Origin of the sequence: Streptomyces sp. NBC_00237, assembly GCF_026342435.1 — a bacterium.
In the GTDB taxonomy this organism is placed as follows: Bacteria; Actinomycetota; Actinomycetes; order Streptomycetales; family Streptomycetaceae; genus Streptomyces.
This window is the reverse complement of the sequence record NZ_JAPEMT010000003.1, coordinates 79,529-103,882: the sequence shown is the minus strand read 5'-3', so window position 1 is coordinate 103,882 and position 24,354 is coordinate 79,529. Positions and strand designations below refer to the sequence as shown.

At 71.6% G+C, this 24,354-nt stretch carries 22 protein-coding genes and 1 riboswitch; of the genes, 10 read left to right on the top strand and 12 right to left on the bottom strand.

The window, feature by feature from the left end; translation table 11 throughout:
• Positions 1–22: 22 nt before the first annotated feature.
• Both OG897_RS27360 and OG897_RS27355 read left to right on the top strand, forming a co-directional pair.
• Positions 23–748, top strand: a complete 726-nt coding sequence (locus OG897_RS27360; RefSeq protein ID WP_266660722.1) for a TetR/AcrR family transcriptional regulator — start codon at positions 23–25, stop codon at positions 746–748.
• 77 nt (positions 749–825) lie between these two features.
• Positions 826–1,452, top strand: coding sequence for a maleylpyruvate isomerase family mycothiol-dependent enzyme (locus OG897_RS27355; protein WP_266660721.1), 627 nt, complete (start codon positions 826–828; stop codon positions 1,450–1,452).
• 372 nt (positions 1,453–1,824) lie between these two features.
• On the opposite strand, the gene OG897_RS27350 is transcribed toward OG897_RS27355, so the two are convergent.
• Together OG897_RS27350 and OG897_RS27345 are read right to left on the bottom strand one after the other, a co-directional pair.
• Positions 1,825–2,634 carry a class I SAM-dependent methyltransferase gene (locus tag OG897_RS27350; RefSeq protein ID WP_266660720.1) on the bottom strand — a complete coding sequence of 270 codons (810 nt, stop codon included), beginning with the start codon at positions 2,632–2,634 and terminating at the stop codon, positions 1,825–1,827.
• A gap of 4 nt (positions 2,635–2,638) precedes the next feature.
• Positions 2,639–3,286 (bottom strand): HAD family phosphatase, encoded by a 648-nt coding sequence (locus tag OG897_RS27345; RefSeq protein WP_266662447.1) that lies wholly within the window; start codon positions 3,284–3,286, stop codon positions 2,639–2,641.
• A gap of 345 nt (positions 3,287–3,631) precedes the next feature.
• On the opposite strand from OG897_RS27345, the gene OG897_RS27340 reads away from it, so the two are divergent.
• Positions 3,632–4,066 (top strand): hypothetical protein, encoded by a 435-nt coding sequence (locus OG897_RS27340; RefSeq protein WP_266660719.1) that lies wholly within the window; start codon positions 3,632–3,634, stop codon positions 4,064–4,066.
• A gap of 4 nt (positions 4,067–4,070) precedes the next feature.
• Complete coding sequence (locus tag OG897_RS27335; RefSeq protein ID WP_266660718.1) at positions 4,071–4,697, top strand: histone deacetylase; 627 nt, start codon at positions 4,071–4,073, stop codon at positions 4,695–4,697.
• Between the two features lie 40 nt (positions 4,698–4,737).
• Here OG897_RS27335 and OG897_RS27330 read toward each other — a convergent pair whose 3' ends face one another.
• The gene (locus OG897_RS27330) at positions 4,738–4,941 is read right to left on the bottom strand and encodes a hypothetical protein (RefSeq protein WP_266660717.1); all 204 of its coding nucleotides are present in this window, start codon (positions 4,939–4,941) and stop codon (positions 4,738–4,740) included.
• Between the two features lie 25 nt (positions 4,942–4,966).
• Between OG897_RS27330 and OG897_RS27325 the strand changes: the two genes are divergently transcribed.
• Positions 4,967–5,554, top strand: coding sequence for an isochorismatase family protein (locus OG897_RS27325; protein WP_266660716.1), 588 nt, complete (start codon positions 4,967–4,969; stop codon positions 5,552–5,554).
• A 38-nt stretch (positions 5,555–5,592) separates the two neighbouring features.
• Here OG897_RS27325 and menC read toward each other — a convergent pair whose 3' ends face one another.
• The 3 genes from menC to OG897_RS27310 all read right to left on the bottom strand — a co-directional run bounded on the left by menC (position 5,593) and on the right by OG897_RS27310 (position 8,729).
• Positions 5,593–6,693, bottom strand: a complete 1,101-nt coding sequence (gene menC / locus OG897_RS27320; protein WP_266660715.1) for an o-succinylbenzoate synthase — start codon at positions 6,691–6,693, stop codon at positions 5,593–5,595.
• A 105-nt stretch (positions 6,694–6,798) separates the two neighbouring features.
• Entirely contained in the window at positions 6,799–7,620 is an 822-nt protein-coding gene (locus OG897_RS27315) for a GNAT family N-acetyltransferase (RefSeq protein ID WP_266660714.1), read from the bottom strand.
• Positions 7,617–8,729 (bottom strand): M20 family metallopeptidase, encoded by a 1,113-nt coding sequence (locus tag OG897_RS27310; RefSeq protein ID WP_266662445.1) that lies wholly within the window; start codon positions 8,727–8,729, stop codon positions 7,617–7,619. The genes OG897_RS27315 and OG897_RS27310 overlap by 4 nt, the downstream gene beginning before the upstream one ends.
• A 292-nt stretch (positions 8,730–9,021) precedes the next feature.
• Between OG897_RS27310 and OG897_RS27305 the strand changes: the two genes are divergently transcribed.
• A complete protein-coding gene (locus OG897_RS27305; protein WP_266660713.1) occupies positions 9,022–9,792 on the top strand; it encodes a hypothetical protein in 771 nt (256 codons plus the stop codon).
• Between the two features lie 67 nt (positions 9,793–9,859).
• Here the strand turns inward: OG897_RS27305 and OG897_RS27300 are convergent, their stop codons facing one another.
• From OG897_RS27300 to OG897_RS27280, 5 genes are all read right to left on the bottom strand, one after another.
• Positions 9,860–10,855 carry a LacI family DNA-binding transcriptional regulator gene (locus tag OG897_RS27300; protein WP_266660712.1) on the bottom strand — a complete coding sequence of 332 codons (996 nt, stop codon included), beginning with the start codon at positions 10,853–10,855 and terminating at the stop codon, positions 9,860–9,862.
• Positions 10,852–12,636, bottom strand: coding sequence for a glycoside hydrolase family 36 protein (locus OG897_RS27295; RefSeq protein WP_266660711.1), 1,785 nt, complete (start codon positions 12,634–12,636; stop codon positions 10,852–10,854). Before OG897_RS27295 ends, OG897_RS27300 begins: the two co-directional genes overlap by 4 nt.
• 80 nt (positions 12,637–12,716) lie before the next feature.
• Positions 12,717–13,544 carry a carbohydrate ABC transporter permease gene (locus tag OG897_RS27290; RefSeq protein ID WP_266660710.1) on the bottom strand — a complete coding sequence of 276 codons (828 nt, stop codon included), beginning with the start codon at positions 13,542–13,544 and terminating at the stop codon, positions 12,717–12,719.
• Positions 13,541–14,473 (bottom strand): carbohydrate ABC transporter permease, encoded by a 933-nt coding sequence (locus OG897_RS27285; RefSeq protein WP_266660709.1) that lies wholly within the window; start codon positions 14,471–14,473, stop codon positions 13,541–13,543. The genes OG897_RS27290 and OG897_RS27285 overlap by 4 nt, the downstream gene beginning before the upstream one ends.
• Positions 14,470–15,912 (bottom strand): ABC transporter substrate-binding protein, encoded by a 1,443-nt coding sequence (locus OG897_RS27280; RefSeq protein WP_266660708.1) that lies wholly within the window; start codon positions 15,910–15,912, stop codon positions 14,470–14,472. The genes OG897_RS27285 and OG897_RS27280 overlap by 4 nt, the downstream gene beginning before the upstream one ends.
• Positions 15,913–16,175: 263 nt before the next feature.
• Here OG897_RS27280 and OG897_RS27275 point away from each other — a divergent pair, with 263 nt between their 5' ends.
• The 4 genes from OG897_RS27275 to metE all read left to right on the top strand — a co-directional run bounded on the left by OG897_RS27275 (position 16,176) and on the right by metE (position 23,732).
• Positions 16,176–18,161 (top strand): hypothetical protein, encoded by a 1,986-nt coding sequence (locus OG897_RS27275; RefSeq protein WP_266660707.1) that lies wholly within the window; start codon positions 16,176–16,178, stop codon positions 18,159–18,161.
• On the top strand, positions 18,158–19,297 hold the full coding sequence (locus OG897_RS27270; RefSeq protein WP_266660705.1) for an aminotransferase class V-fold PLP-dependent enzyme: 1,140 nt from the start codon (positions 18,158–18,160) through the stop codon (positions 19,295–19,297). Before OG897_RS27275 ends, OG897_RS27270 begins: the two co-directional genes overlap by 4 nt.
• A 186-nt stretch (positions 19,298–19,483) precedes the next feature.
• The gene (locus tag OG897_RS27265) at positions 19,484–20,851 is read left to right on the top strand and encodes a glycoside hydrolase family 18 protein (RefSeq protein WP_266660703.1); all 1,368 of its coding nucleotides are present in this window, start codon (positions 19,484–19,486) and stop codon (positions 20,849–20,851) included.
• A gap of 113 nt (positions 20,852–20,964) precedes the next feature.
• Positions 20,965–21,188: riboswitch (cobalamin riboswitch) on the top strand.
• 216 nt (positions 21,189–21,404) lie between these two features.
• Positions 21,405–23,732, top strand: coding sequence for a 5-methyltetrahydropteroyltriglutamate--homocysteine S-methyltransferase (gene metE / locus OG897_RS27260; RefSeq protein WP_266662443.1), 2,328 nt, complete (start codon positions 21,405–21,407; stop codon positions 23,730–23,732).
• Between the two features lie 36 nt (positions 23,733–23,768).
• Here the strand turns inward: metE and OG897_RS27255 are convergent, their stop codons facing one another.
• The gene (locus OG897_RS27255) at positions 23,769–24,353 is read right to left on the bottom strand and encodes a DUF6817 domain-containing protein (RefSeq protein ID WP_266660701.1); all 585 of its coding nucleotides are present in this window, start codon (positions 24,351–24,353) and stop codon (positions 23,769–23,771) included.
• Position 24,354 lies beyond the last annotated feature (1 nt).

Here is a 24,354-nt window from a genome sequence, read left to right as displayed (position 1 = left end):
AGAACCGAGGAACCGAGGCCCCATGCCCCGCGCCGCCGACAAGCCGTCCCCGCCCCCGGTGGACCCGGAACAGCTCTGGCTGGGCAAGGGCGCCAACCGCTCCGGCAGGGGCCGCAAACCCGCCTTCACCAGGGAGGCGATCACGGCGGCGGCCGTGGCGCTCGCGGACGCGGAGGGCCTGGAGGCGGTGACGATGCGCAGGGTGGCGGCGGAGGTCGGCGCGGGCGTCATGTCGCTCTACAGCTACGCCCCCGACAAGGAGACCCTGCTGGAGCTGATGGTCGACCACGTCACCGCCGAACTCACCCCGCCCCCCGCCCCGGCCGGCTCCTGGCGCGCGGACCTCAAGACCGTCGCCCACCTCCAGCGCGCCCACATGCTCCGCCACCGCTGGCTCCCGGCGGCCCTGAGCACGCGCCGTTCCCTGGGCCCGAACGCCCTCGCCTTCCTGGAGCACGTCCTGGCCGCGCTGCGCCCGACGGGCCTGGACGGCGGGGCCAGGCTGGAGGTCTTCAGCCAGCTCACGGGCTTCGTCTCGGCGTACCTGGCCCACGAGCTGACCAGCGCGCAGGCGGCGGGCGACCCGGCCCGGCTGGCGGCGGAGGTCCGCTATCTGACGGCGGTGGCGTCGGACGGGCGGCATCCGGAACTGGCGGAAGCACTGGGCGCACCGGCCCGCTCGCTGTCGCCGGACGCGATGTTCGCGCGGTTCCTGGACCGACTGGTGGACGGGCTGGACACGGACTGACCGATGAGTTCCCGGGATGCGGCGGGTCCTATGGACGGACACAGTGACCGCAACGCCCGACGACCCACGGAGAAGCCATGAAGAACGACGTCTGGCCGATGGTGCACGCGGAACGCGCGGCCCTCGTCGAGGACCTGTCCCGGCTGACACCCGAGCAGTGGGACGCGCCCTCGCTCTGCGAGGGGTGGACCGTGCACGACGTGGCGGCCCACCTGGTGGACACGTGGACGACGACGCGCCTCGGCTTCGTCGCCGCCATGGTCCGCGCACGCTTCGACTTCGACCGGCAGAACGCGGTCGGCGTCGCGCGCGAGCGGGGCGCCTCCCCGCAGGAGACCTTGGAGCGGCTGCGGCGGGCGGCGTCCCGGACGTCGACTCCCCCGGCACCGCTCGACACGCGCCTGGTCGAGGAGGTCGTGCACGGCGAGGACGTACGCCGCCCGCTCGGCCTCACCCACACCTACGCGCCCGAGGCCGTCGCCCGCGCCCTGCGCCTCCAGACCCGTACCTCCGCCTCCATGGGCGGGGCCAAGGAGCTGGCGTCACGCGTACGGCTGTCCGCGACGGACGCCGACCTGACGATCGGGGAGGGCCCGGAAGTCACCGGAACGGCGCTCGCCCTGCTGCTCGGCGTCTCCGGCCGGACGCCCGCACCGGCCGAACTGAGCGGCCCGGGAGTGGCGATGCTGACGAAGGACTCCTGACGGCACTCGCCGCCGAATCGGGCCCTGATTCCGGAAGCCAGTCCCTCTCAGTCCCTTTCGAGGGCCCGGAAGAGGACTGACCTGCGAGGATGCCGGAGGGACCGAAGGAGGGACCGAACGAGAAGCCAACACTCCCCAACTCTCTTACGAAGAAAGCCCCTTCGGATAGTCGGACCGGCCTCACCCCCTCAACGCCAGCCCCTCCACCTCACCTCCTCGGCTTCTCCCACACCCATAGGTGAAGGGGCGGGGAGGGGCAGCCCGCCGCAGGCGCACCCCGCTATCGCGCGACGGCGCGGGAAAGCAGGCCACGCGACGGCAGCCGCCGAGGAGAGCCCAGCGAATGAGCGAACGAAGGAGCGGGACCGCTCGCTACTTCCGGGCGATGGTGATGATCTCCGTACTCGTCGGGGCCAGCGGACCCCGCGCCCAGTCCCCGTACTGGCCCTCGATCACGAAGCCCGCCCCGTCGAGGAAGTCGTTCAGGGTCCCGGGGTCGAGGAAGCGGAGCCGGGAGCTGCCGAGCCGCAGCACGGTGCCGTCCGGAGTGGCGGTCGTGCTGCGGAAGTCCACGACGACACCGCCGCCGGTCGGGGGCTCGCGTACGGCAGCCAGCTCGTGCCAGCACCGCAGGGGCCGGGCGGGAGCCCCGTCGACTCCCGGGAGGTCGACCCGGACGTCCGAGTCGGCCGGATTCCACTTCTCCCACGCGCGCGCCTGCGGATGCCGCGTCTCGAAGACGAAGCGCCCACCCGCGCGCAGAGCGGCGTGCACCGCACCGAGCGTGTCGCGCACCTCTTCGTCGGTGACGAGGCACTGGAAGGCGTGCCCGGTCATCGTCGCCAGGTCGAACCCGGTGCCGCAGAGCCTGGCCGCGTCCGCCGCGACTCCCTCCACCCACGCGATGCGCCCGTCCGGCCCTGGGGACTCGCCGCGCGCCCGCTCCAGCGCCGCACGATCCGGGTCGAGGCCCGCGAAGCGGCCCCCGTGCCCCCGCGCGCGGGCCAGGCGCAACAGGGAGCCGGTGCCGCAGCCGACATCGAGGACGGAATCGGCCGCCATCACGAGCGGGTGGTAGAAGCCGTCGTCGGAGCGGTGGTCGGGATCCCAGGGGTTCAGCACGTCGTAGAGCAGTGCCTCGTCGGCATCCGTGAAGGCACGGCCCTGTGGTGTCTCGCCCACGGGATCAGCCCTTTCCCGGAACGCATCCCAGCAGCTCGGGCAGTGCGCCCATGTCGTCGAAGACCACCGTGCCCGGTCCCGCCAACCGTTCGGCCCTCGTCAGCCCTCCGCAGTATCCGAAGGCCCGCATCCCCGCCGCGCGGGCCGCCTGGACTCCGTACGGACTGTCCTCGATCACCGCGCACCGCTCCGGCGGCACGCCCAGCGAGCGGGCCGCGTGCAGGAAGAGGTCGGGGGCGGGCTTGCCGAGTGCGACGTCGGTGGCGCTGAAGATGCGGGAGTCGTCGAAGTGGTGGGCGAGGGAGGTGAGTCCGAGGCTGCGGCGGATGTCCTGGTGACGGCCGTTGGAGGCGACGCAGAAGGGGGTCGCGCCGAGACGGGTCAGGACGTCCGCAATGCCGTCGACGGCGACCAACTCGGCCTCGAAGGCCGCCAGATAGAGGTGCTCGTACGCATCCAGCCACCCCGCCTCCAGCCGACGTCCGAGGCGTTCCTCGATGGCAGCGGTGTAGACCTCGTGCGACGAACCGACGAACTTCTCCAGGATCTCGGCCTCGCTGAACGGGCAGCCCAGATCGGCGGTGATCCGGGCGTCGACCTGCACGCAGAGGCGCTCGCTGTCGACGAGAACGCCGTCGCAGTCGAAGATCACCAGCTCGACGGGGTGTTGCGGATCGCCGGAACCGAAGTCCCTCTCGTCCCTCGCGCGCACAGTCATGTGCCGAAGGGTAGGCCGACCCCCGACCACCCTCGCAAGCGGATTCGAACGGACCGAAGGACAGAAGCCGCGTCGGCCCGGTTCCATGCCCATTCCATGCCCATTCAGTGGGCGTCCGGTCACACCCCCAGCAGGGACTCCCCAACGACGGCGACGAATATGCGATATTCACCGCACCGAGGCCGAGGACCGGTCCGCCTGACAGGCTCTGGACTGCCCGGCGCACGTGGTCCGACCCCGCCCGGTTCGGCGGACCGGGCGGAGGCGAAGGAGGGGAGCATGTCCACCAGGGCCTACGTCACGTACCCGGGCACATGTCCCGACTGCGGAGCGGACGCCGAGTGGCGCGGCGCGCAGCTTCTGCTGGACGGTGCCGACGCCCTGTGCTGGGACTCGGACCTCCAGTGCCCGGCGTGCGGGCTCGCCCTGACCGCATGCGGCGGTGATGAACTCCCGCTTGGCGTAAGGGAGTTGTTGCTCACCGCGCACGGCCGGGCGACTGTCCGGGTGGGCCCGGAGGCCCGGAGTGCCGTCGTCATGCGCGTGCTGCGTGCTTCCCTCACCCTCGACCTGGTGTCCGTACGGAGCGTGCTGGCCGAGGTCCGGCGAGGAACGTACGTATGCACCCTTCCCGAGGCGGAGTTGCTGGCGCGGTGGATGCGGGCGGCGGGGGTGGAGGCGGTTGCCGAGTGGCTTGCGGACGTACGAACGTGAGGGCATGTACGTCTGGTACACCTCGTACGGGTCCAACACGCATGCGGCGCGGCTCGCCTGCTACCTCGCGGGCGGGCGGCCCGAAGGGACGGAGCACAGCTACCCGGGGTGCCGCGATCCCCGGCCGCCCCTCGCCTCGGTTCCCGTCGAGCTGGGCGGGGTGCTGTACTTCGCGACCGAGTCCGTGGTGTGGACGGGCGGGCGGGCGTTCTACGACCCCGACGCCCCGGGGCGGGTGCTGGCGCGGGCGTACCTCGTGAGCGCGGAGCAGTTCTGCGACATCGCCGCGCAGGAGATGTACCGGGAGCCGGGGCCGGGTGCGGACCTGGATCTGGGGCGGGTCGTGCGGGAGGGGCGGGTGGTGCTCGGGCCCGGGCGGTACGAGACGCTCGTCTGTGCGGGGAGCAGGGGCGGGTGGCCGTTGCTCACCTTCACCGCGCCGTGGGGTGTCGGCGACGTCCCGTCGAACAGGCCCGCCCCCGCCTACCTCGCCCACCTGTACGCGGGACTCGCGGAGACCGGGGCCTGGGCACCGGACCACCTCGCCGCGTACCTCGCGCGCTCCCCGGGGGCCGCCGGGCACTGGAGTGCGGACCAGATCGCGGCGTTGGCCCGTACCGGACCGGGGTGAGGGCCCCTCACCCCTTCCACAGGGTGCCCTTGGGTGGACGTCACCGGGTGCGCTCCCAGCCCCACCGCTGCGTAGGCACCTTCTGCGGGCCGGTTCCGGCGGGACCGGCCGGAGTGACGGCCACGGCGTGCGGTTCCACTCCGCGTGCGGCGGTGGAGGGCGGGGACGCGTTGTTCAACGCCACCGCATTCGCGGACCTGTTGAAGGGCGTCGGCGCGATGTGACCGAGGGGGCGGGAACGCATGCCCGGGTTTGGCAGGATGCTCACCATGATCATCCCTCTCGAACAGCCGACGACTCCCCCCGCCCCCGTCCAGGCCCTGATCGTGGTCGACGTGCAGGTCGCCTTCGTCACCGGGGAGGGCGCGGTGCCCGATGCGGCGCGCGTGCTGGACCGTACCGGCCTCCTGCTGCAAGCGGCGCGAGCGGCAGGTGCCCTCGTCGTGCACCTTCAGAACGACGGTCCGCCCGGCGCGGACGACGAGACCGGGACACCGGGCTGGGAGCTCCGCTTCCCGCCGGTGGAGGGCGAGTTGGTGCTGCGCAAGACGGTCGACGACGGCTTCGAGGAGTACCCGCTCGCCGAACGGCTGAAGGAGGCGGGGGTACGGAGCCTGGTCCTCTGCGGCGTGCAGTCGGAGATGTGCGTGAGCGCGACCGCGCGCACCGCCCTGGAGTCGGGTTTCCGCGTGGTGCTGCCGCACGACGCACACGCCACGTACGGCATCCCTGCCGCACCGGGCATCAGCGAGGCCGTCCCGGCGGCGATGGTCTCCCGGGTCGCGGAGTGGGCGCTGGGCGACGAGGTGGAGGTGGTGGCGGCTGCGGAGGGCGTGACGTTCGAGCCGAACCCGTAGCGCCACGCCCCGGTGGGGCCAGCCACGCCCCGGCGGCGCTAGAGCTTGATCCATTCGCTGGAGGTGGTCACCTCGTCCAGGATGTCCGCGACCGGGTCGACGCCCAGACCCGCTCCGGTCGGCACGTCCAGGTGGCCGTCCGCGAGTTCGAAGGGGGCGGTGATGTCCGTGGCGAAGTAGCGGCGGGAGCCGGACGTGTCGCCGGGGAGGGTGAAGCCGGGGAGGGCGGCGAGGGCCACGTTCGCGGCGCGGCCGAGGCCCGTTTCCAGCATTCCGCCGCACCAGACGGGGACGCCGTGGGCGACGCACAGGTCGTGGATGGCCTTGGCCTCCAGATAGCCGCCGACCCGGCCGGGCTTGATGTTGATGATCGATGCCGCGCCCAGGGTGATCGCCGCCGCCGCGTCCTCGGCGGACTCGATGGACTCGTCCAGGCAGACGGGGGTGGCGAGTTGGCGGGCGAGGGCCGCGTGCTGGACCAGGTCGTCGTCGGCCAGGGGCTGCTCGACGAGCAGGAGGTCGAAGGCGTCCAGCTTGGCGAGGTGGCGGGCGTCGGCCAGGGTGTAGGCGGCGTTGGCGTCGACCTGGAGGAGGAGGTCGTCGCCGAAGCGTTCGCGGACGGCGCGCACGGGGGCCAGGTCCCAGCCGGGTTCGATCTTCAGCTTGATGCGGACGTAGCCCTCGCCGATGAACCCCTCGACGGAGTCCAGGAGTTCGGGGATCGAGTTCATGATGCCGACGGAGACACCGCAGGGGACACGGGTGCGGTCCGCGCCGAGGTAGGAGCCGAACGACTGGCCCGACGCGCGCAGTTGGGCGTCCAGGACGGCCGTCTCCAGTGCCGCCTTGGCCATCTTGTGGCCCTTGAAGGGCTTCGTCGCACGCTTGACAGCGAAGGCGTCGGCCGCCTCGGGGAGTGCGGGGATCAGGAAGCGGCGCAGTACGTCGGCCGCCCCGTCGACGTACTCGGAGCAGTAGCGGGGCTCCGACATCGCGACGCACTCGCCCCAGCCCTCGCTCTCCGGCGTGACGACGCGCACGAGCAGGACGTCGCGGGCGGTCTCGACGCCGAAGGACGTACGGAAGGGGGCGCGCAGCGGCATGGCGATGCGGCGGAGTTCGATTCCGGTGATTTTCATGGGAGTTGGCTCCTGGTTCCCTGGTGCGGGGCGGGGCGGCTGGCTCTCTGGCGCGGGGCGGGAGTGGGCGGGCGCGCTAGCGCGGGGCGGGAGTGGGCGGGCGCGCTAGCGCGAGGTGAGAGTGGCGCGCTCGACGACGTAGCACGTCCGGTCGTGGAAGCCCGTGACGCGGGCGCCGTCGGCGAGCAGTCCGCCGAGCACCTCGCGCAGGGCGAGCCGCCACTCCTTGGCGGCGGCCGGGTCGGTGCGGCGCAGGCCCTCGATGTCGGGCGGTATCTCGACGAGGAGGGTGGCCGCGCCGAGGTCCCGGCCGGGGGCGGGGAGGCCGTCGCGGACCGAGAGGACGGTCACCGCGTCGGCGGGTACGGTCACGGCCGGGGCCGGGTGCGCGGCGAGGTCCCAGGACATGAGGGCGCGGTCGGACTCGTCGCCTCCGTTGATGGCGTCGGCCATCTCCCCGTAGAAGCAGGGCAGGTACTCGACGGGGCGCGCGCCCAGCTTGGAGAGGTTGAAGTGGGCGTTGCGGCGCACGAGCGGGTCGTACGTCCAGGTGATGCGGGTCAGCCCGCGGGCCAGGGACCATTCCCGCTGGTGGAGTTTGAGGGCGAGGCCCGCCGCGCGGCCGGGGAGGGCACCGGTGACGTGCGAGTGGAGGGTCTGACCCGAGGGGGCGGCGAAGAAGCCCACGGACGCGCCGATCAGGGTGCCGTGCTCGTAGGCGCCCGCGACGTAGTTGCCGGAGTGCGAGAAGGCGCGCATCAGCTCGGGGTTCACCGGGGAGTCGCCGGGGGCGGCACCCCACACCTTCTCGAACAGGGCGGCCACCGCGTCGAACGCGTCGAGCTCGTGGAGTTCGCGGATGTCGACAGGGGTGTCCACGGGAGTGTCCCCGGGAGGGTTCACGGGGCTGTTCAGCGGACTGTTCATCGGACCGCCTCCGTCTCCGCGCCCACGACGTGCCGCACGAGTGCCGCCAACAGTCGTGTACGGGAGACGAGTTCGGCGGCGCGGACGTGTTCGTGGTCGGCGTGTGCTCCGCCGCCGACCGCGCCGAGCCCGTCCAGGGTCGGGCAGCCGATCCCGGCGGTGAAGTTCCCGTCGGACGCGCCGCCGACGGCCGTCGATGTCAGCTCACCAATGCCGAGGGTGCGGGCCAACTCGCGTGCGGTGGCGAAGAGTTCGGCGGACGAGGTCTCCTCAAGCGGAGGCCGGTTGGGGCCGCCCCGTACCTCCACCTCGGCTCCCGGCAGGGTGGCCCTCAGGGCGCGCAGCGCCGCATCCGCCTTGTCCTGCGCGGCGAGCGTCGGCACCCGTACGTCCACGTTGACGGTGGCGGTCGCGGGGACGGTGTTGGTCGTCGAACCCGCGGCGACGACCGTGGGCGTCACCGTGGTGCGCCACCCCTCGGACTCCCCGGCGTTGATCTCGGCGGCGACGGCGTCCAGCGCGAGGATCAGGTGGGCCGCCTCGACGGCCGCGTTGACGCCCTTCTCGGGTTCGAGGCCCGAGTGCGCCGCCTTTCCGTGCGCCACCAGTTCGTATCCGGAGGTGCCCTTGCGGCCGGTCTTCAGCGCTCCGCCGTCCGCCGACGCCTCCAGTACGAAGGTGGCGGCGCAGCCGCGTGCGACCTCTTCGATCAGCGCGCGCGAGGCGGTCGAGCCGACCTCCTCGTCCCCGGTGATCAGTACGCAGATCCCGTCGAGGGAGGGCAGCGAGGCCAGGGCGTGGAAGGTCATCACCAGGCCCGCCTTCATGTCGAAGACGCCGGGACCGCGCACGATGCCGTCGGTGACGGACCACGGGTGGGTGGTCAGAGAGCCCATCGGCCACACCGTGTCGTGGTGGCCGAGCAGCAGGACGCGCGGGGTGCCGAACGTCCACCGCAGGTGCGTCACGCCGTCGACGACGATCCGCTCGGGTTCGGCCCCGAGGTACCTGGCCCCCTGCGCGGCGACGACGTCCGCACTGCGGGCGACGGCTTCGAGGTCGGCCGAGAAGGACTCGCAGACGACCAGTTCCTCCAAGTCGGCGAGCATCTGGGCGAGTTGACCGCCCTCCGGTGTCACGGCCTGACTCTCGGGCAGGTCACTCGTCGGTTCCGCGTTCACCTTCGGCTCCTCACAGGCGGCAGGGCAAGCTTCATGGGAGCCACGCTAAGGGAGACCGCGGGTGCGGGGTTTGTACGGGAGGACCAAAGGTCGGCCCTCTCGTGGTCGTCCTGCACAAACGGCAGAGGGGGTCGGGTTACCGGGGGCCGCCAGAAACACCCAGGGACAGTTGAGTACCCGTACTCACGTGCCGCCCACCGGACGGTCACATGATGTGCACATGAAGCAAACGCCCGGCACCCGCCGCTCCTACCTCGTCGCCGCAACCGCCCTGTGCGCACTGGCCCTCACCGCCTGCGGCACCACCACGTCCGACGGCAGCGGCCAGACGGCGAAGCCCCAGCCCGCGAAGGCGGTCGGCGCCGCAGCGGCTCAGAAGCCGGATTCCGAGCCCGGCCCTGCGGAGTCCGAGGCTGCGCTCGCCTACATGATGTTCCTGAACAAGGTCGCCGAACCCTGCTTCCCCGACCTCCCCAAGGAACCGCCGATCCCCGAGGAGGAGGGCGCGGAAGGCGAAAAGGGTGCGGCAGGTGACAAGGGCGCGGCAGGTAACAAGGGCGCGGCAGGTGAAAAGGGTGCGGAGGCCGACACTCCGCCGACGTCCCCCCGTCTGCTGCCGCCCATCCCCAGCGGGCCGCCCTCGCCCGACGAGCTGAACCCCGGCTCCTACCAGGAGACCGAGGAGGACAAGAAGGCGGAGGCGAAGAAGGAGGCCGGGCTCCAGTGCGTCACCAAGGCGCACGTCGAGCGCATCACCAAGGCGGTCAAGGGCCTCAAGGACCCCGCCGAGGTGAAGCAGGCCCTGGTCAAGAGCGGCTACCTGGGCACCCACGTCGAGTCCAGCGCCGTGCCCGCCGCCGGGGCGGGCTTCAGCGTGGACATGCGCATGATGGGCAGCACCACCTGCCTCACCGGCACCGTCTCGGGTGCGGCCCCGTCCGTCCGGCCCCGCGAGGTACTGGACCCGGAAGCCCCCTGCCCCCGCCCGTGATCCGGAGGCTCCTGCCCCCACCCGTGACCCGGCGGCACCGCACGCGTCAGCCGCGTACCGGCTCGGCTCAGCCCCGTACCGGACCCGTCGACGCCCGGATGACCAGCTCCGGGTCGAACAGCAGCTCCCCGGTGGGCACTTCGCGGTTGCTCACCAGGGCCAGCACGCTCCGGCTGACCTCCAGCGCCAGCCGGTCGGCGGGCTGGCGGACCGTCGTCAGGGCCGGGTCGGTGAACTCGGTGATCGAGGACCCGTCGTACCCGACGACCGAGACGTCGTCCGGCACGGACAACCCCTGCCGCCGCACCCCCCGGACCGCGCCCAGCGCCATGTAGTCGCTCGCCGCGACGATCGCCGTCGCTCCCTGCGCCACCAGCGAGGCGGCGGCGGCCTGCCCGCCCTCCACGGTGTACGACTGCCGGACCACCCACTTCTCGCCGTCGTCCGCGCCCCGCCGGGCCAGCGCGTCCACGAAGCCCCGCACCCTGCGGTCGGCCGGACGGTTGCCTGAGGGGCCCGACGCCATGCCGATGCGGCGGTGGCCGAGCCGGTGCAGGTGGTCGACGGCCAGTTCGGCGGCGATCGTGTCGTCCGTGGAGAAGACCGGCACCGGCACGCCGTCGGCGAACTCGCCGTTGACGCCGACGTACGGAACGCGCCGCTGACGCAGCAGCTCGTAGCTGTCGGTGTCGGCGCCCTCCACGGTGTTGGACGCGGACAGGAACACGACCGCCGCGACCCCCTTGTCGACGAGGGCGGTGAGGAAGTCCAGCTCCTGCACGCCTCCCGGGAACACCGGGCACAGGACCGTCTTCAGGCCCTGCGGGGCGAGCGCCGACTCGATGCGTTCGGCGACGTCCGCGAAGAACGGGTTCGACACGAACTCCGTTACCACCGCGACCAGTTGGCCTTGCGTCTGCCGTTCGTAGCCGAGTTCGGCCATGGCCTGCTCGACGGCTTCCCTGGTCTTGCGGGACACGCCCTGACGCCGGTTGATGACCCGGCTGACGGTGGCCTCGCTGACCCGTGCGCGGGCTGCGACGTCGGTGATCCCGACCTTCATCGAGGTCCTTCCGTAGGTGCCGTACGGGGCTGGGCGAGCGAGGCCAGACCGCCGCGCGGGACGGCCAGCAGGCACGGCCCCTCCGGCAGGTGCGTCAGAGGATCATTCATCATACGGCCGTCAGGTCCCTGCACCCGAGCCCGCACCGGACCCGCTCCCCCGACCACCTCCACCGTCAGCCGGTCCCGGTCCGAGCCGTTGACCAGGTGGAAGGTGCGGTACGCGGTGAAGTCGAGCGTCACCACCCGGTCGCCGTGCACGCTCACCCAGCACTCGTCGCCCCGCGCCGCCGACACCACCGGGTACAGCTCGTCCGGCCGCCCCGGCTCGACCCGCCCGTCGAGGAGCAGTTCCCGGTGGCGCCGCCACTGGCCGAGCCAGAACCGTACGACCTCCAGCTGTTCCTGCGGGACCTGGTCCAGCCGTACCGAGATCTGCGGTACGCAGTGCAGCGCGCCGATCAGCTGCCGGGCGACCGTCTGCGCGCTGGCCCCGTGCGACCACATCACCATGTCGGAGTGGACGACCGCGCCCACCGCGAGCAGCGAGGTGTCCAGGGTGCGGACCCGATTGGCGACCGCGTCGGCGGGACAGTCGAAGGAGCGGAGCATGTTCCCGTACGGGGTCATGCCGGGGCCCGCGTACGGCTGGCGCAGCTCGATCAGCACGTCGGGGCGCACGGCCTCCAGCTCGCGCCGCAGCCCGGCGAGGAGTTCCGTCATGGCGAGGCCCACGTCTCCCTTGCCGTCGCCCGCGTACACGAGGGCCTGGTCGAGGAAGTCGATCTTCAGGCCGTCGAGTGCGTTGTCCCGTACGAGACGTACGCACAGGTCGATGACGTGGCGGCGCACCTCGGCCCGCCGGGGGTCGAGTACGAACGCTCCCGGCACGGTCGCCCGGGCGGGGGCGGCGGTGGCCCAGGCGCCGAAGCAGTCGGCCTCCGGGCCCAGGAGCAGGGGGGCGACCCAGACGAGGTGGGCGAGGCCCTGGGCGCGGACCCTCGCGACGTGGGCGGGGAGGGCGGGGAACTTGGCGGGGTCGGGCTCCCAGTCGCCGCAGCCCGCGTAGCCGCGCCCGTTGCCGTACCGCTGCCAGCCGTCGTCGAGGATCAGCGCGCCGCAGCCGAGGTCGGCGGCGAGGGCGGCCTGTGTCTCGACGGCGGCGGCGGTGACGTCCTGGTTGAAGGCGTACCAGGTGGAGTAGACGGGGCGCCGGGCCGTGTCGGGCACCGGCATCGGCGGGTGGGTGGTGGCGAACCAGTCGCGCAGCGGGCGCAGGGCGGCGGCGACGGAGGGCGCGCGGGGCACGAGGAGGAGGCGGTGCGGGGCGGTGGATGCCTGCCTGCGGAGGTGGACGACATGGGTGTCGTTCTCCTCGGAGACCCCGAAGCGGACGGTGGTCTCGGTGGCCGGGTCGGCGGCGGCGAAGGTGAGGAGGGTCGCGCCGGAGGGCTCGTAGAGGCAGCCGGCGGCGGGCCCGTTGACGAGGCTGACACGGGCGCGGCCCTCCCAGTCGGCGACGAGGGTGCGCCGCCAGGCGGCCTGCGGGTGCCAGTAGCCGACGGCGTCGCCCAGCGGCACGGAGAGCCGGATCTCGACGGGCGAGCCCGGTGCCCGTACCTCCAACATGTGGGTGCCGCTGGGGAGTTGGATCAGGGTCCAGCGGGGCCGGGGGCCTCCGTCGGTGGCGAGCACCGCGATCGACACGTCGTCGAGGAGGGGCTCGAAGGGGGCGGAGGGCTCGTGGGCGGTGGTCACTGCGGCTTCGTCGATCGTGTGCATGGTGGTCATTCCTTCACGGCTTGGTCGTCCTGCACGGCGCGGTCATTCCTGCACGGCGCGCTCACTCCTCCACGGCGCGGTCACTCCTTCACGGCGCCCGCGAGCAGGCCGGAGACGAAGTGGCGCTGGAGGGCGAGGAACACCACGGCCATGGGGACGGCCGCGATGGCGGTACCGGCGAGGATGGCGCCGTAGTCGGTCTCGTCGAGCCCCTGGAGGGAGGCGAGCGCCACCGGGATGGTGAACGAGGTGCTCGCGCGCAGCACGATGAGCGGCCAGACGAAGTCGTTCCACTGGTAGAGGAAGAGGAAGATCGCGAGGGCGGCGAGGGCCGGGCGCATCGGCGGCAGCGCGACGCGCAGGAAGAGCCGGAACTCGCCGCAGCCGTCGATCCGCCCCGAGTCGAGGAGCTCCTTCGGCAGTCCGGACATGGACTGACGCATCAGGAAGATGCCGAAGGGCAGCGCCAGGTTGGGGAGGACGACCGCCTGGTACGTGTTCAGCCAGTGCAGCTCGGCCATCGTACGGAACAGGGGTACGAGGGTGATCTGCGCCGGGACGATCAGCCCGAGCATGAGCAGCCCGAACAGGGCCTCGCGGCCGCGGAAGCGATAGGTGGCGAAGCCGTATCCGGCGAGGGTGCAGACCGCTCCGGCGAGGAGGGTGTACACGGTGGCGATGCCGAGGGAGTTGAGGATGACCTGCCCGAAGTGGGCTTCCTGCTGAAGGGTGTTGAGGTTGTCGAGGAAGCTGGTGCCGGGGAGCAGGGGCGGCGGGCTGTCGAAGATCTCGTCGGAGCTGTGGGTGGCGGCGACCAGCACCCAGTAGAGGGGGATCGCCACGACGGCGAGGGCGATGGCGAGGCCGGAGGTCAGCAAGATGCTGCGACCGGGGTGACGGTTCGTCATGACGTGCTCCCCTTGTCTCCCAGCAGGCGGAACTGGAGCAGGCCGAGGAGCCCGATCAGCACGGTGAGCGCGTACGCGAGGGCGGAGGCGTACCCGAAGTCGAAGTAGGAGAAGGCGTTGCGGTAGAGGTAGACGCCGATGGTGAGGGTGGCGTTGTCGGGGCCGCCGCCGGTGAGGACCATCGGCTCGTCGAAGAGCTGGAGGGTGCCGATGGTGGAGAGCACGGTGGTGAGGAGGAGCGCCGGTCGCAGCCCCGGCAGGGTGACGTGCCGGAAGGCGGCGAAGGCTCCCGCGCCGTCGACGGATGCCGCGTCGTACAGCTCCTTCGGTACGTTCTGGAGCCTGGCGAGCAGGATGACGGCGTTGTAGCCGGTGTAGTGCCAGGTCAGGGCGAGGCCCAGGGAGATCTGCGCCCAGAGGCCGTCGGTGAGCCAGGGCACGGGGCCGATGCCGAGGCCGCTGAGGAGCCAGTTGACGAGTCCGTACTCCTTGTTGAGGAGGACGGAGAAGGCGATGCCGTACGCGACGAGGCCGGTCACCATCGGCAGGAAGAAGCCGAGCCGGAAGACGGAACGCCCGCGCAGGAGCGTCGAGTTGAGGGCGACGGCGAGTCCCGTGGCGAGGGCGAGCATCAGCGGTACCTGGACGGCGAGGATGACGCCGGTGTTGCGCAGCGCGGTCCAGAAGAGGGGGTCGTCGAGGAGGCGGAGGTAGTTGTCCGCGCCGACGAAGGTGTCCGCTCCGGCGACCTTGCGGTGCAGGCTCATCACGAAGGACCAGCCGATGGGGTACAGCTTGAAGGCCGCGAAGAGCAGCAGGGCGGGCAGGACGAAGAGGTACGGGGCCGGGCTGGGGCGGCGCCTGCGGCGGGCGGCCGGGGCGCCGCTCCGCCGGGCACCGGTCGCCGCCACCGGTGGTGCGAGGGTCACTTGGCGGCCTTCCGGCCCGTCTGGCGGGCGAGGTCGGCGGCGGCTTCGGCGAGCACCTTCGCGGGTTCCGCACCCTTGAGGAGCACCTTGGACTGGGCGTCGGTGACGAGCTTGAGGGCGCGCGCGTAGTCGGAGGTGTAGTTGACCGCCGGGGACTGGGCCTTGAGGGCGGCGAGGAAGACCTCGCCCTTGCGCTGGCCGCTGAAGAACGTCGAGGGCTCGTGGAAGACGTTGTCGTCGTACGCCTTCATCAGGGCGGGGGCGATGCCCTTGCCCCGGTAGATCTTCACCTGGGACGCGGGGCGGGTGAGGGCGAACTCGACGAACGCCCAGGCGGCGGACTGGTGTTGGCTGCTTCCGGAGACGGCGAGGTGGGTGGAGTTGACGGTGGCGGCGGTGGTGCCGCCGCGCCGCACGGCCGGCGGCAGCCGCACCTTCCACTTGCCGGACTCGGCGGGGACCTGCTCCTCGATGATGCCGCCGAACCAGGTGGGGTAGGGGACGACGGCGTTGGTGCCCTTCTTCAGGGAGCTCATCAGGGCGTTCCAGCCGCCCGCGAGGTCGCTGACCAGGCCCGCGTCGTTCATGGTCTTGATGAGGGTCAGCGCGCGGACGGCCTCGGGCGAGTCGAGGGTGATGCGGCCTTCGAGGTCGAAGTAGAAGGCGCCCTGGAGCTGGAGGAGCGTCTGGAAGAAGTTGGCGGCGTCGGGCTGGGAGGCGGGCTTGTCGATGCCGAGGAGGTGCGCGCCGGTCTTGGCCTTGATCTTCTTTCCGGCCTCGATGGTCTCGTCCCAGGTCTGGAGTGCGTCGGCGTCGACCCCGGTCTTCTCGAAGAGGTCGGCACGGTAGTAGAAACCGGCCGAATTCGCTTCCCAGGGGAGGGCGTTGACCTTCTTCCCGTCGGGGCTGACGGTGCCCCAGAGGCCGGCGGCGAAGGCGTCCTTGTGCGTGGCCGCGCCGAGCGGGGCGAGGTCGGCGAGGCCGCCGGGAAAGCGTTCGACGTAGCCGGGCAGGTAGTCGACGCCGATGTGCAGGACGTCGGCGAGCCCCTGGCCCCCGGCGGCCATTCCGGCGGTGATCTTGTCCCAGATGGCGGGGTTGCCGATGTCCTCGACGGTGACCTCGATGCCGGGGTGGGTCTTGTTGAACTCCGGCACGAGAGCCTTGAGTTCGGCGGCGGGACCCTGCCAGGACCAGACGGAGATCTTGCCCTTCTTCGGGTCGCCCTTGGCGCCGGAGCCGCTCCCTCCGTCGAGTCCGCCCGCCCCGTCGCCCGAGCAACCGGTCAGGCCGAGGGAGCCGAAGGCCGCGAGTCCGGCGGCCATCGCGCCGCCGCCCAGACGCAGGACGCTCCTGCGCTCCAACCGGCCCTGCGGAGAACGGCCCTGCGGAGAACGATCCTGCGGTGCGGTGCTGTTGTTCGTTTCGACGTCGGCCATGGTGGCCCCTCCCCAGTTTCGACCGTCGCATGTCGTGACGGGTCGCCGTCGTGCGGCGACGGAGCCGGACACTACAAGCGACATCGGCCTACTTGCAATGCATCGCTGAAAACTTTCAGCTTGGCCGTCGTTCAACTACTGTCAGATTCATTGCAATCGGCCGGGACGGGTTGCTAGCGTGCGGCTGCCCCGGGCCTTCCGTGCCCGGCAAGGTCCCGGGCCGCCCCCGCCCGGACTCCACCCCGAATCCGGGAGAGAACCCGATGACGCGTTCCCGCATGACGCTGCTGTCCGCCGTCGCGCTGCTCGCCGCGCTCGCCCCGCTCACACCGCTGGGCCCTCTCGGCGGGAAGTCCGCGACCGCCGCCGAGGCACCCCGCCAAGAGCCCCTCACGGTCCGGGACCCCGGCTTCGAACTCGGCGGCTCCGCCTGGCAGTTCACCCCCGGCACCGGCACGGCCACCAACAACCCGCACAGCGGGAAGCGGCTCGCCTACCTCGACGCGGGCAGCGGAAGGAAGGTCTCCCAGACGGTCACGGCGACCGGCCGGGGCGCGTACGTCGTCTCGGCGTGGATCGCCACCGGCGGCCCCGGCGGGAAGTACGTCCTGCGGATCAACGGCACGGTCGTCGTCTCCCAGGCGCTCCCCGCCGCCGCCAACTACCGCCGCCACACGCTCGGCAGCGTCGACCTGTCGCCCGGCGACCGCCTGGAGATCGCCTTCGAGTCCGGCGATGGCTGGGTCAACGCCGACGACGTGATGGTCTCCCCCGCCGCACCCGCCAGACCCAAGGTCACCTCCAGCGACCCCCGGGTCGCCGAGATGTTCGCCTGGGCCACGAAGAAGGCCAACAGCTGGGTCCACCTGCCCGGCACCGAAGGCCCCCTCAACGCCGACGAACGCCAGACCGGCGGCACCGGAAGCGCCCTCTACGGCCCGTCCTACTGGGCCGGTTACGCCAACCGCAGCGGCTACTACTCGCGCGACATGGCCCACCAGCTCGCGGGCGCGGGCGTGCTGGGCCTGCACGCCGAGAACAAGGCGATGCTGCGCGCCTTCGCCGCCTCGGCCACCCCCGAGCACCGGTACTACCCCGTCTGGGCCCTCAACTTCGACAACCGCACGCCCCTGTCCATCGACTACCGCAATCCCGGGCTCTTCGTCCGCGAGGTGCCCGCCGTCTTCGAACTCGTACAGAAGGCGGAGGAGGCGTACCGCTGGAGCGGCGACCGCGCCTACCTCGACGACCCGGCGCTGTGGGACTTCTACCGGCACGCCACCGAGGAGTTCGTCACGCTGCACGACGGCCAGAAGGACAACGGCCCCCGCGCCGAGGTCGCCGAGGGCACCGGCAAGGGCATCTTCCAGGGCGTCGCCAGCTACAACGAACAGAGCGACGAACCCCTCGCCGAGTCCGGCGACGCCATCGGCTCCCAGTACCGGGCCTACCGGGCGGTGGCCTCACTGGCGCGCGCGAAGGGCGACAAGAAGACGGCGGCCCGCTTCGACCGCAAGGCCCGCGACCTCAAGTCGTACTTCAACACCGCCTGGAGCGGCGGCGGTTCGGGCGCGGACATGGTGCGCGGTTACACCACCGACGGGCGTGCGCTGACCGGCTGGGGCAAGGAGAACAGCTGGTTCATGCCGATGAAGGGGATCGTCGCTCCGGGCGAGCGCCGCGAGGCGTACCTCGACTACATCGACGCCCAGTCCTCGGGACCCGACCGCCCCACCAACATCGAAGCACTCACCTACCTCCCCGACACCTTCTTCGCCAACGACCGCCCGGACACCGCCTGGAAGTGGATGCAGCACGTCTACGCGCAGAAGGACGTGCAGCACGTCAACACCCGCCAGGGCACCAACGGCGACTACCCCGAGGTCTCCTTCTCCCTCGTCGGCCAGACCGTCGAAGGTCTGATGGGCGTCGCCCCGAACGCCCCCGCCCGCACCCTCACCACCCACTCCGGCCTCCCCTCCGGCATGCAGTGGCTGGCCGTCGAGGACCTGCGCGTCGGCGACTCCGCCTTCACCCTCCGCCACGACACCGCCCGCCGCTCCACCCTCACCCACACCACGGGCGCCACCCCTTACACCTGGGAGGCCCGCTTCCGCGGCACGCACCGCACGCTTAAGGTCGACGGCATGGTCAAGCCCGCCCGTACCGAAGTGATCGACGGAGTGACGTACAGCAGCGTCCGTACCCGGGTCGCCCCGGGCCGCACAGTGACCGTCGAGGTCCGATGACGTCCCCCTCCGCCTTCCCCGGGGGTGCCGAGCTGTTCCGGCTCGGCCCCTCCGTGGCGCACCTCAACCACGGTTCCTTCGGGGCCGTCCCGACGCCCGTCGCGGAGACCCACCGGCGGCTCCTCGACGAGGCCGCCGCCGACCCCGACGCCTTCTTCCTCAGCGCGCCGGACCGGACAGCCGAGGCGAGGACCCGGATCGCCCACCACCTGGGCACCGACCCCGAGGGTGCGGCGCTCGTCACCAACGCCACCGAGGCGGCGAACCTCGCGCTCGACAGCCTGCGCTGGGGGCCGGACGACGAGATCCTGGTCACCGACCACGGCTACGGCACGGTCGTGGCCGCCGCCGCCCGCCGAGCCCGCGTCGTGACCGTCCCGCTCGACCCGTCGCTCCCCGACGAGGAAGCGGTACGCAAGGCGGTCCTGGCCGGGGTCACTCCCCGCACCCGGGTCGCCGTACTCGACCACATCAGCTCCCCCACGGCACGCTTCATCGCGACTCCCGCGCTCCTCGCCGACCTGCGCGAACGCGGCGTGACCACCCTCGTCGACGGCGCACACGCCCCGGGTGCGCTCGCCGAACCCCTTGCCGGGGAACCCGACTTCTGGTTCGGGAACCTGCACAAGTGGGGCTACGCGCCACCGGGCAGCGCCCTGCTGACGGTGGCGGCCCCCTTCCGCGCGCACGTCCCCGCGCCCATCCCCTCCTGGGAGGAGGAACGCGGCTTCCCGCGCTCGCTGGAGTACCGTGCCACGGTCGACTACACCGGCTGGCTGGCCGCCCCCGAGGGCCTCGAACTCCTGGCACGGCTGGGCCCCGCACGCGTCCGCCGTCACAACAGCACGCTCGTGTCGTACGGGGCCGAGCTCCTCGCCCGCATCCCCGGCGTGGTCCCGCTGCCGTACGACGACCGCCTGCCGATGCGCTCCCTGCGGCTGCCTCCCGGGTTCGCCAGGACGTCGCAGGAGTCGACCGCACTCCGCGAGGAGATCGCGGGCCGCCTGGGCTTCCGCGTCCTGATCTGGCCCTGGCCGGGCGGCGGCGGAATCCGCATCAGTGGCCAGATCTACAACACTCCGAAGGAGTACGAAACCCTGGCATCGGCCCTGGGCACACTCCTCGGCACCCCCTGATCTCAGGACGCCGGGGCCTCGGCCTCCGATCGGGCTCGGCCGGTCGAGCACGGAGGTCACCGAGGAGCTCTCCCTTTCCGTCGCCCCGGCCACGTCGCACCGCTTCGCTGAGCGCGGACCCCTCTCGCCGCAACTCGGCACGGCCACCTCTTGACCCTGCATGGTCCAGACCAATAGCGTCCGCACATGCGACGAAGACTCCTGAAAGGGTCGGCTCTCATAGCCGCCGCCTGCGTCACTTCGCTCCTCGCCACACTGGCCCCCTCCGCCGCTGCCGCCCCGGCAGCGACGGAGGATTCGGCTGCCGCCTCCGCCCAGCAGGCGGGGCACGGCGACAAGCCGGCCCTCCGCCGGGTCGGCTACTTCACCCAGTGGGGCGTCTACGGCCGCGACTACCAGGTCCAGGACCTGGACACCAGCGGCACCGCAGCCCGCCTCACCCACCTCAACTACGCCTTCGGCAACGTCGACAAGGGCGGCAAGTGCTTCCTCACGCCCGTCCCGGGCGAGAGCGACCCGTGGGCCGACTACCAGCGCCCGCTGGACGCCGCGACCTCCGTCGACGGCACGGCCGACACCGACACCCAGGCCCTGGCCGGGAACTTCAACCAGATCAAGGAGCTGAAGGCCAAGCACAAGGGCCTCAAGGCCCTTGTCTCCCTCGGCGGTTGGAGCTGGTCGACGCACTTCTCCGACGCCGCCCTCACCCCCGCTTCCCGCAAGGCCCTCGTCTCCTCCTGCATCGACCTCTACATCAAGGGCAACCTGCCCAAGGACGGGGCACGCGGCGGCGACGGAGCGGCCGACGGGGTCTTCGACGGCATCGACATCGACTGGGAGTGGCCGGGTTCCGCCGGTGACACCGACACCGTCTACCGGCCCGAGGACAAGCAGAACTTCACCGCCCTGGTGAAGGAGTTCCGCAACCAGCTCGACGCGTACGGCAAGCAGAAGCGCAAGCACTACGAGCTGTCCGCGTTCGTGCCGACCGCCGACGAGAAGATCGACGCGGGCTTCGAGGTCCGCAAGATCATGAAGGACTTCGACTTCGTCAACCTCCAGGGCTACGACTTCCACGTCAGCGGCGAGAAGAAGACCGCCCAGCAGTCGGCACTCTTCGCCCGGAACGACTTCAGCGTGCACGGCACGGTGGAGTCCTGGCTGAAGCGCGGCGCCCCCGCCCGCAAGCTGGTCGTCGGCATGCCGTTCTACGGTCAGGGCTGGACCGGCGTCACCGGCGGCGGCAACGGCCTCGGCAAGCCCGCGACCGGCCCCGCCCCCGCCAAGTGGGCAGCGGGTTACGCGGACTACAAGGAGCTCAAGCCCCTCGTGCAGCAGGGCAAGTTCGAGGTCCACCGCGACCTGCTCGCCGGACACGCCTGGCTGTTCGACGGCACGACCCTGTGGACGTACGACGACCCGCTGGTCCTCGCCACGAAGGGCGCGTACGTACGGGCCCGGGGGCTCGGCGGCGTGATGGCCTGGTCGCTGGACGCGGACACCGAGGACGGCGAGCTGTACCGGGCACTGGACCGGAGCCTCGGCCGACGCTGACCGCCTTCAGCAGGCGCAACTCGTCCACCACGGGCGGCCCGCACCAGGGCCGCCCGTTCGTCGTGCCCGCACCAGGACCGAAGCCCGGCAGACGGCACGCCCCACCCTGAACTAGTGTGTCTGGTGCAACTGGTTCGCCCTGCCCGCCAGGCAGGCGCGTCGTAAGAGGGAACCCGGTGGGAATCCGGGACTGCCCCGCAGCGGTGAGTGGGAACGACAGCCGTCATACGCACTGGGTCCTGACGGACCTGGGAAGCGACGGCCGGTAGGTGTCTGCCAGACGGATCGGCAGGCGTGCCCGCGAGTCCGAAGACCTGCCCGTCGCCCGTACGTGACCCATCGCGTACGGACAATCCCGGTGACCTCGTGGGCGGGTCGGCGTACACATCAGGCGGAGGACCGCACCCGTAACGGGTGCCGTCCGGTCTCCGCCCGATCTCGTCATCCCTTCGCGCCCGTGTCGTCCTCCGGGATTCTCAGGAGTCATCTCGCGAAGGAGATTTCCGTGACAAGTTCCGTGACCGATTCCGCGACAAGTTCCGTGACACCTTCCGTGGCGTCGAGTTCCACGACCTCGAAGTCCGCAGCCGGGGCAGCACGGGCCACCGTGTACGGCTATCCCCGCCAGGGCCGGAACCGCGAACTCAAGAAGGCGATCGAGGGCTACTGGAAGGGCAAGGTCACCGCCGACGCCCTGAAGGAGACCGCCCGGGCCCTGCGCCGCACGAACTGGGAGCAGTTGGCCGAGGCGGGCCTCCACGAGGTGCCCACCGGCGACTTCTCGTACTACGACCACGTCCTGGACACCAGCGTCATGGTCGGCGCGATCCCCGCCCGCCACCGCGAGGCCGTCGCCACCGGCTCCCTCGACGGCTACTTCGCCATGGCACGCGGAAACCAGGACGTCGCACCGCTCGAAATGACCAAGTGGTTCGACACCAACTACCACTACCTGGTACCCGAGCTGGGGCCGGACACCGTCTTCACGGCAGACTCCACCAAGCAGGTCGGCGAGCTCGCCGAAGCCCTCGGTCTCGGCCTCACCGCACGCCCGGTACTGGTCGGCCCCATCACGTACCTCCTCCTGGCGAAGCCCGCCCCGGGGGTGGCCGCCGACTTCGAACCGCTCACCCTCCTCGACCGCCTCCTCCCCGTGTACGCCGAAGTCCTCGCGGACCTGCGGGCCGCCGGGGCCGAGTGGGTGCAGCTCGACGAGCCCGCCCTGGTCCAGGACCGCACCCCTGCCGAACTGAACGCCACCGCCCGCGCGTACCGCGACCTCGGTTCGCTCACCGACCGGCCGCAACTCCTCCTCGCCTCCTACTTCGACCGTCTCGGTGACGCGCTGCCCGTCCTCGCCAAGGCACCGGTCGAGGGCCTCGCGCTCGACTTCACGGAGTCCGCCGCCGCCAACCTCGACGCGCTGGCCGCCGTCGGCGGCCTGCCCGGCAAGCGCCTGGTCGCGGGCGTCGTCGACGGCCGCAACATCTGGATCAACGACTTCGAGAAGTCCCTCACCACCCTGGGCACCCTCCTCGGCCTCGCCGACCGCGTCGACGTGGCCGCCTCCTGCTCCCTCCTGCACGTTCCCCTCGACGCTTCCGCCGAGCGCGACGTCAACCGGGAGATCCGGCGCTGGCTGGCCTTCGCCCGGCAGAAGACGACGGAGATCGTCACGCTCGCCAGGGGACTCACCCAGGGAACGTCCGCCATCGCCGCCGAACTGGCCGCGAACCGGGCCGACTTGGCCTCCCGTGCCAACTCCCCCATCACCCGCGACCCGGCCGTCCGGGCCCGCGTGGACGCCGTCACCGACGCGGACGGCCGCCGCTCCGCCCCGTACGAGCAGCGGACGGCAGCCCAGCGCACCCACCTGAACCTCCCGCTCCTCCCCACCACCACCATCGGGTCCTTCCCCCAGACCACGGAACTCCGCACCGCCCGCGCCGACCTGCGCGCCGGACGGATCGACACGGCGGGCTACGAGGAGCGGATCGCGTCCGAGATCCGCGATGTCCTCGCCTTCCAGGAGAAGGCCGGAATCGACGTCCTGGTGCACGGCGAGCCCGAGCGCAACGACATGGTGCAGTACTTCGCCGAACAGCTCACCGGCTACCTGGCGACCCAGCACGGCTGGGTCCAGTCGTACGGCACCCGCTACGTCCGGCCGCCCGTCCTCGCGGGCGACATCTCGCGCCCCGAGCCGATGACCGTACGCTGGACGTCGTACGCGAACTCGCTCACGGACCGACCGGTGAAGGGCATGCTGACCGGCCCGGTGACGATGCTCGCCTGGTCCTTCGTACGGGACGACCAGCCGCTCGGCGACACCGCACGCCAGGTCGCGCTCGCCCTGCGCGACGAGGTCAACGACCTGGAGGCGGCCGGGACTTCCGTCATCCAGGTCGACGAACCCGCCCTGCGCGAAACGCTCCCGCTGCGCGCCGCCGACCACGCCTCCTACCTCGGCTGGGCGACGGAGTCCTTCCGCCTCACGACCAGCGGCGTACGCCCGGACACCCAGATCCACACCCACATGTGCTACGCCGAGTTCGGTGACATCGTGCAGGCCATCGACGACCTCGACGCGGACGTGATCAGCCTGGAGGCGGCCCGCTCGCACATGCAGGTGGCCCGCGAACTCGCCGAGCACGGCTACCCCCGCGAGGCGGGTCCCGGCGTCTACGACATCCACTCCCCGCGCATCCCCTCCGCCGAGGAGGCGGCGGCCCTGCTCCGCAAGGGACTTGAGGCGATCCCGCCCCAGCGGCTGTGGGTCAATCCGGACTGCGGCCTGAAGACCCGGGGCTGGCCGGAGACGCGCGCGTCGCTGGAGAACCTGGTGACGGCGGCTCGTACCGTACGGGGTGAACTGAACTAATTCGTGGGCGAGTCGGCCGGAGGGGACTGCGGGTGGTCACGCCCCCTCCGGCCGACGCTTCCCGTCCGTGCCCAAGTCCGCCCGCCCCAGCACTTCGGCGCATCCCCGCCGGGCCCCGGGGCTCAGCAGCTCCCCGAACCGGTGGAAGAGAACGAGGAGTTGAGGCCCGTGACGTTCCCGGAACGCGGCATCGACCCGTGCGATGTCGAGTTCGTTGGCGGCGGTGAGTTCCGCGAAGTCCCGCTTCTCCTGGAGGGCGGGGACCCGGCTGAGACCGGTGAAGCGGTCCGTGAAGCGCATGCCGGGATCGGCGAACACCGGATACACGGCCTGCCGGTCACAGCTCGCGTAGAAGTAGACGACGGCCTCGGCCTCGGAACCGGCCGCGTCCCTCAGCCGTACCCGCTGATCGAGCGGGAGCAGGGCGGCGGCGAAGCCGTCGGTGCCGTACGCCGCATGGCACAGGCCCGCGATCCGGAGCGCGGGCCGAGCCCCCCACTCGGCAAGCTGCCCCCGTACGCGGTCGAGGTGGGCGAGGAGGGTGCCGCCGGGGTGGGGAAGAGTGGCCGCACCCTGCTCGTGCAGGAGTCGGCACACGGCACGTTCGGCGTCGTGTCTCATC

What these genes read in the sequence shown, in the direction of transcription:
- OG897_RS27295 (WP_266660711.1), bottom strand. Translation starts at nt 12,636, where the DNA reads ATGCACACGATCGACGAAGCCGCAGTGACCACCGCCCACGAGCCCTCC.
- OG897_RS27340 (WP_266660719.1), top strand. Translation starts at nt 3,632, where the DNA reads ATGTCCACCAGGGCCTACGTCACGTACCCGGGCACATGTCCCGACTGC.
- OG897_RS27265 (WP_266660703.1), top strand. Translation starts at nt 19,484, where the DNA reads ATGCGACGAAGACTCCTGAAAGGGTCGGCTCTCATAGCCGCCGCCTGC.
- OG897_RS27275 (WP_266660707.1), top strand. Translation starts at nt 16,176, where the DNA reads ATGACGCGTTCCCGCATGACGCTGCTGTCCGCCGTCGCGCTGCTCGCC.
- OG897_RS27315 (WP_266660714.1), bottom strand. Translation starts at nt 7,620, where the DNA reads ATGAACAGTCCGCTGAACAGCCCCGTGAACCCTCCCGGGGACACTCCC.
- menC (WP_266660715.1), bottom strand. Translation starts at nt 6,693, where the DNA reads ATGAAAATCACCGGAATCGAACTCCGCCGCATCGCCATGCCGCTGCGC.
- OG897_RS27290 (WP_266660710.1), bottom strand. Translation starts at nt 13,544, where the DNA reads ATGACGAACCGTCACCCCGGTCGCAGCATCTTGCTGACCTCCGGCCTC.
- OG897_RS27300 (WP_266660712.1), bottom strand. Translation starts at nt 10,855, where the DNA reads ATGAAGGTCGGGATCACCGACGTCGCAGCCCGCGCACGGGTCAGCGAG.
- OG897_RS27360 (WP_266660722.1), top strand. Translation starts at nt 23, where the DNA reads ATGCCCCGCGCCGCCGACAAGCCGTCCCCGCCCCCGGTGGACCCGGAA.
- OG897_RS27335 (WP_266660718.1), top strand. Translation starts at nt 4,071, where the DNA reads ATGTACGTCTGGTACACCTCGTACGGGTCCAACACGCATGCGGCGCGG.
- OG897_RS27255 (WP_266660701.1), bottom strand. Translation starts at nt 24,353, where the DNA reads ATGAGACACGACGCCGAACGTGCCGTGTGCCGACTCCTGCACGAGCAG.
- OG897_RS27355 (WP_266660721.1), top strand. Translation starts at nt 826, where the DNA reads ATGAAGAACGACGTCTGGCCGATGGTGCACGCGGAACGCGCGGCCCTC.
- OG897_RS27330 (WP_266660717.1), bottom strand. Translation starts at nt 4,941, where the DNA reads ATGCGTTCCCGCCCCCTCGGTCACATCGCGCCGACGCCCTTCAACAGG.
- OG897_RS27310 (WP_266662445.1), bottom strand. Translation starts at nt 8,729, where the DNA reads ATGCTCGCCGACTTGGAGGAACTGGTCGTCTGCGAGTCCTTCTCGGCC.
- OG897_RS27305 (WP_266660713.1), top strand. Translation starts at nt 9,022, where the DNA reads ATGAAGCAAACGCCCGGCACCCGCCGCTCCTACCTCGTCGCCGCAACC.
- OG897_RS27325 (WP_266660716.1), top strand. Translation starts at nt 4,967, where the DNA reads ATGATCATCCCTCTCGAACAGCCGACGACTCCCCCCGCCCCCGTCCAG.
- OG897_RS27280 (WP_266660708.1), bottom strand. Translation starts at nt 15,912, where the DNA reads ATGGCCGACGTCGAAACGAACAACAGCACCGCACCGCAGGATCGTTCT.
- OG897_RS27270 (WP_266660705.1), top strand. Translation starts at nt 18,158, where the DNA reads ATGACGTCCCCCTCCGCCTTCCCCGGGGGTGCCGAGCTGTTCCGGCTC.